3 protein-coding genes are annotated in these 4,326 nt (G+C 66.9%); all 3 read right to left on the reverse strand.

Features of this window, described 5'->3' with window-relative positions; genetic code table 11:
* The coding region (locus AC04L7_RS13120) for an InlB B-repeat-containing protein (RefSeq protein ID WP_475513164.1) at nt 1-1,778 on the reverse strand (1,778 nt) is incomplete at its 3' end.
* A gap of 239 nt (nt 1,779-2,017) precedes the next feature.
* Nucleotides 2,018-2,629 (reverse strand): DUF3617 domain-containing protein, encoded by a 612-nt coding sequence (locus tag AC04L7_RS13125; protein ID WP_475513165.1) that lies wholly within the window; start codon nt 2,627-2,629, stop codon nt 2,018-2,020.
* A 587-nt stretch (nt 2,630-3,216) separates the two neighbouring features.
* Nucleotides 3,217-4,326 (reverse strand): polyribonucleotide nucleotidyltransferase (gene pnp / locus AC04L7_RS13130; RefSeq protein ID WP_475513166.1); only part of this gene is annotated, 1,110 nt, incomplete at its 5' end.

Genomic DNA, 4,326 nt, shown 5'->3' on the forward strand with positions numbered 1-4,326 from the left:
CCCATCTGCACTCGGCATTCGTTGCCGGTCACGCTGGCGCATCCGCCTGTCCAGCCCTTGAAGAGCGAACCGTTGTCGGCCACGGCGGTGAGGTAGGCCTCCTGCCCCTCGCCCAGGTTCCCCGAACTGCAGGCCGTCCTCGCGCCGCCCGACGGGCAGGCGTAGACCGCGGGAATGGCATTGAGGCGTCCGCTGCCGGCACCGGTGGTGTGGGCGGTGAGCAGGTGCTGCGCGGCACTCACGGGCGTGCTGAGGCCATCGGTATTGTTGGCGGCGACGCTGTCCGACATCCCGGCGGGCGGCGTCACGCTGACCACCGTCACTACCGGCGTACCGGCCGATGCCGCGGTGATGCCGTTGACGGTATAGACCAGCGACTGGCCCACCGGCAGGTTGGCGGTGGCCGTCGACAGGGTGCCGGACCCACTGCTGGTGGCGCCGCAGCTGGCCGTGCTGCCGCCCGGGACCGCACAGGTCCAGGCGGCGGTGCCGTTCGCACCGCTCAGGCTTTGCGAAAGGCTTGCGCCGTTGGCGTCGACCGGACCATGGTTGGTCACGGTGATCGTGTAGGCCACCGCGCCGCCGACCAGGTAGGACGGCACGTTGCCGTTGCCGACACTGACGCCCAGGTCGATCAGCGTGGTGCTCGCCGGCGAGATCGTGGTCTTGACGAGCGGCCCGATGAAAGGGCTGACCGTATTCGCGCGCACATCGTAGTCGCCGTTGTTGATGACGTTGTTCGGGCCGGTCGTCGCCGCACCGGCGGGTACGGTGAACGTCACCGGGAAGCTGCCGCCGGCGCCGGCCACGAGATCGCCGACCGGACAGTCGATGTAGTCCGCGCGCGGGGCCGTGCCGGCGTGGGGACCGGAACACGACGCGGGAAACGCATTGGGGACGAACGTGAGCGGCAGGCCGTTTTCGGTGATCGGCGCCGCGAGGCGGACGATCGAACCGAGCGCATAGACGCCCGAGTTGTTGACGTAGTTGTAGGTGTAGGTGACCTGCTCACCGGGCTTGGTCGTCGACGGGCCGACGGCGGACACGCTGAGACCCGGCATCTTCGAACCGAACACGTCCATGTAGACCTGGGCGGTGTGGTCGGCGGCGCCTGCGGAGCAGTTCGCCACGTAGACCTTCAGCCGTATCTGGTCGCCGACGTCCAGCCGTCCGTTGCCCGGCGAGATGTCGAAGCCCTGCCAGTTGGTGAACTGGTAGGCACCGAACGACTGCCAGGGAATGCCGGCCTGGTTCGAATAGTTGAAGGTATGGAAGAGCTGGGTGTTGCCCTTCGTCAGATTGATGACTTCGACGAAGAAGAACGGCTGCTGGCCTGCGGGATGGTTGGGATTGTTGAGCACCGGCGCCATCGCGAAGCGCAGGTGGACCTTGCCGTCGACGGGATCGACGTCGCTCAGCACCATCGTCGCTTGCTGCTCCATCGCATACGCGGCGCGCGCACCGTTGCCACCCAGCAGCGAAGACGCGGTGCCGGAGAAGGGATAGCGCGCACCGTTGCCACCGGTGTTGGCGGCAGTGCCGGCCGCGGTGAGGATGCGGACATTGCCGCCGAAGGCGGTGTTGACCGTGTTGCTGCTGGGAACGGTCTCCTGCACCGCACCCAGGGTCAGCTGGCTGCTGTTGGTCGGCGGCACGACCGGCAGGGCACTGGATGAGCGCGTGTAGCGTTCGAGCTTCCACTCCGAGAAGTTCTGCGTTTCGAAGCCGCCGTTCTTGACCTGCGCGTGCGCGGCCGGGAGGAACAGCGCCAGAAGCATCAGGACGCAGACCGTGGCGATGCGTTTCCTTCCGTTCCCGTGACAGGCCAGGGCGGCCCATCGTTCTCCAACTACCGCGGCAATCTGCATGATCCGTTCCGTCCTGAAAGCAAGAAGACTAGAAAGCGCCACGGGCGACCCCGTGTTGCGCGAGCAAGAAGTGGCGGGCATGGCGATGCCCGGCGTGCGATGCGGATGCGGCGTGGCGCGACGCCATGCATCCGCGACAGCGAGGCCGTTCAATGCGCGTGCCCGCTTGCGCGCCGCGCATCGTCGACCGTGTTCACGGTGATGCCGTTCGGCAGCACCATGTCGCCGGCGCGCTGGCCGGGCTTGCACCGGCCCAGCCATCGCCCCTTGAACGGCACGCGTCCTGTGTCGTTCGAAGGAGACGCCGGGTAGCGGATGCGATAGGTGCCCTCATACCGGGCCTGCATGTCGCCCTGCACCTTCACCTGCGTGTCGACGCGCKGGCCGTGCGTCTCGCAGACGGTGTTGATCTCATGGCCACTGCCGTTCCTGGAAACGGTGATCTGGCGGCACTGCTCGCGGGCGGGAAGCAGGAACAACGGCACCACGCGCTCGGCACCCGCGTCGGYGCACTGGAGCGCGGTCATGGCAGGCTGCATACGCCCGCCCGCACCCCGTGGTGCGTGCGCGATGATCGTCACCTCCCACAGGCCGGCCTTGCGTACCGGCGCATCGGCATAGCCCTTGCCGTCGGCAGCGTTCGCCAGGCAAGGCAGCAGGGTCGACGCGAGCAGCAGGAGCCGCCATGGCCGGAGAGACGTGCGGCAGACCGACATCGGCCCGCTGTTGGCCCGCGCACGCGTGCCGACGACTGATTCCATCGATTTCCCCCAAGTGACCAAACCGCGTGTCGTCGTCCCGCACTGCACGACGCCAGACGAACCCCGAGACATCGCCTCGGCGGCTCCCCGGAAGGCGCCACACCACGCCGGTACGGACGTTTCCCCTGCTCACGAAAGGCAGCTTCCCCGCTGCACTTCTTCGATGTTCTTCCCGTTCCTATCGGCATGCCGACGCAAAACTGAAATTCGAATTTCGCAAATTCCGTGACGCGCATGACGCCGTGCAAGTCCGGTGCCAGAACGGGAGCGCCCTAGGCTCGCCCTGCATCACGTCGACGTCGTGCGCAGGCGGGACGCGCGGAAAAGGGGCATGTCCGCGCCGTTGCGCGGCGGCAGCAGTGCCGGGCTCGCCTGCGTTTGCGCGGGGCGAACCGAAGGCACGGGCGGCTACGCCCGTGCCGCGAGCCGGGAAACCGACGCAGCCTGGACGGAAGTCCGGCGGTCGTCGTAAGACACGGACGATGGCCGTGCGCAGGCACGATGCGCCGCAACGCGGCACTCCGTGACCCAAAAGAAAAAGCGGGCCGAAGCCCGCTTTTCCGTCATGCCTTGCGATGTCGTGCGGCTTACTCGGCCGACACGCCCTCGCCTTCTTCCACGGCCTTGATCGACAGGCGGATACGACCCTGCTTGTCGACTTCCAACACCTTGACCTTGACCACGTCGCCTTCCTTCAGCGCGTCGCTGACCTTCTCGACGCGGTCGTTGGAGATCTGCGACACGKGCACCAGGCCGTCCTTGCCCGGGAGGATGGTGACGAACGCACCGAAGTCCATGATCTTGGCGACCTTGCCTTCGTAGATGCGGCCCGGCTCGACGTCGGACGTGATCTGCTCGATGCGGGCCTTGGCGGCCTGGCCGGCGGCGCCGTTCACCGAGGCGATGGTGATGGTGCCGTCGTCCTGGATGTCGATCTGCGTGCCGGTTTCCTTGGTGATGGCCTGGATCACCGAACCGCCCTTGCCGATCACTTCGCGGATCTTGTCGGGGTGGATCTTGATGGTGATCAGGCGCGGCGCGAACTCGCTCAGTTCCTGGCGCGGTGCGGACATCGCCTGGGCCATTTCACCCAGGATGTGCAGTCGGCCGGCCTTCGCCTGCGTCAGCGCCTGCTTCATGATCTCTTCGGTGATGCCTTCGATCTTGATGTCCATCTGCAGCGCGGACACGCCGTTGGCGGTACCGGCGACCTTGAAGTCCATGTCGCCCAGGTGGTCTTCGTCACCCAGGATGTCGCTCAGCACGACGAACTCGTCGCCTTCCTTCACCAGGCCCATCGCGATGCCGGCCACCGGCGCCTTGATCGGCACGCCGGCATCCATCAGCGCCAGCGAGCTGCCGCAGACCGAGGCCATCGACGAGGAACCGTTCGACTCGGTGATTTCCGACACCACGCGGATGGTGTACGGGAAGGCTTCCATCGTCGGCATCACGGCGAGCACGCCGCGCTTGGCGAGGCGGCCATGGCCGATTTCGCGACGCTTCGGACCCATCATGCGGCCGGCTTCGCCCACCGAGAACGGAGGGAAGTTGTAGTGGAACAGGAAGTGGTCCTTCCACTCGCCGGCCACGGCGTCGATCACCTGGCCATCGCGGGCGGTGCCCAGCGTGACGGCGACGATCGCCTGCGTTTCGCCACGGGTGAACAGCGCGGAGCCGTGCACGCGCGGCAGCAC

It is taken from the genome of Pseudoxanthomonas sp. LjRoot204_2, assembly GCF_056175765.1.